This is a genomic window from Campylobacter concisus (assembly GCF_002912895.1).
GTDB lineage: Bacteria > Campylobacterota > Campylobacteria > Campylobacterales > Campylobacteraceae > Campylobacter_A > Campylobacter_A concisus_G.
Window position 1 is genome coordinate 1 of the sequence record NZ_POZX01000019.1, and the last position, 1,525, is coordinate 1,525.

At 35.5% G+C, this 1,525-nt stretch carries 2 protein-coding genes; both read right to left on the minus strand.

Annotated features, from left to right (window positions below):
* Window positions 1–35: 35 nt before the first annotated feature.
* Complete coding sequence (locus CYP51_RS01560; protein ID WP_087583823.1) at window positions 36–245, minus strand: hypothetical protein; 210 nt, start codon at window positions 243–245, stop codon at window positions 36–38.
* Entirely contained in the window at window positions 232–816 is a 585-nt protein-coding gene (locus CYP51_RS01565; protein WP_103596120.1) for a replication protein, read from the minus strand. The genes CYP51_RS01560 and CYP51_RS01565 overlap by 14 nt, the downstream gene beginning before the upstream one ends.
* Between the last annotated feature and the right edge of the window lie 709 nt (window positions 817–1,525).

A 1,525-nucleotide genomic window follows, 5' to 3' on the forward strand; every position in this document is an offset into this window, starting at 1 on the left:
GGGTTTCACCCCCTTAACCCCCTTTAAAATAGCGACTATGCGAATAGTTTAGGCTCTTTATCTTCGGCAGCCTTACGAGCAAGAAAATTTTTATATTCGTCAGAATTCTCGATAAGCAAATTTATAAAATCATTGGCAGTAAAATCTTTATCTTTACTTGATAAATCTTTTAAAAATTCATCTGTGACACAGCTAATTCTTATCCCCCTAGTTTTACTTTTTTCGTGCTTTTTAGGAAATGCCATTTTTTAACCCCTTATGTCTCTTTGATTTTAGATAAGTATTAAAAAATAATGTGTTATTCATTGCTATTTCTAATCGTTCAATATTGTCATTTTTTAAAAACTCAATCAAATCATAATATTCACAAAAACCGTTCTTTTCTATCAAATCAAGAATATCATATTTAATTTTTACTACTTCACTTTTACTAAGCTCAACAAAATCAGTAATTGCAAAGCCATTAAGGCACTTTATTTCGCTTTCATCATACTGGTGCTTCTCTGGGTTGTCTTTATGAGTAAAATATCGATAATAGCCCCGTATGCTCTCTAAAGGAATAGGAATTGTGCCATTAACAGATTTTGCCAATTTTTCGGCTTGAGTAAAACGAACTGGACCGTCCCAGCAACAAATTACGTGATAATGTGCCTTTTTCTCGTGTTCATCAGCATTCAAATCTTTATCGTGTAGCGGTGAAATAGCAATAGGTGCGCCTGTTTCTTGCAATATTTCAAGCCAGTTGGTTGGCATACTCTCAGGGTATGCAACAAAAGCCCAGTTTCTCTTTTTGACATTTTTAGCATCTTGTGCCATAATTTAACTCCATTCTAAAAAAGAGAACCATAAATTTAAAAAGGTGTTTCAGGTTCTCTTTTTTTTTGATACTTGAATTGTGTCACAATATAACTTAAAATAAACTTACGTCACATGTCACAAGTCACCCATTGGGGGGTGTCGTAGTAACCCCCCAAATTCAAACACAAAAATCAGCTATAAAATTTAATTCGATCAGTGCAAAAACTTAAAGGTAAGAGTTTTTTATTAATTTGACAAGAATTGCCAATTTTTGGAGTTTGTAGGTTACACACTTATATTATATATAGCCAAGAGCCTTCCGCTCAAAACACTTCCCCACTGACGTGGGGCCCCTTGTTTTGAGCTTTTCGGCGTTTATGCTCTCTAATTAGCACTTAGGGCGGGCGTTGCCCTAATGCTCCACACTTATGGGGTAATAACCCCATACCCCATCTTTTTTATTGATTGCAGGATAGGCTTTAACGCCGAAAATGTCCGACAAAATTATAGTTGAAAAGTATATTTTTATTATGGGCGAGCATACCCCTTGTATATACAAAATCCTTGCGGTTTTGTATATCCTGCGGGTGCTCGTAAGGAGGGTTTCACCCCCTTAACCCCCTTTAAAATAGCGACTATGCGAATAGTTTAGGCTCTTTATCTTCGGCAGCCTTACGAGCAAGAAAATTTTTATATTCGTCAGAATTCTCGATAAGCAAATTTATAA

Excerpts from the sequence above, each read along its gene's own strand:
- CYP51_RS01560 (WP_087583823.1), bottom strand. The coding sequence starts at position 245 with ATGGCATTTCCTAAAAAGCACGAAAAAAGTAAAACTAGGGGGATAAGA.
- CYP51_RS01565 (WP_103596120.1), bottom strand. The coding sequence starts at position 816 with ATGGCACAAGATGCTAAAAATGTCAAAAAGAGAAACTGGGCTTTTGTT.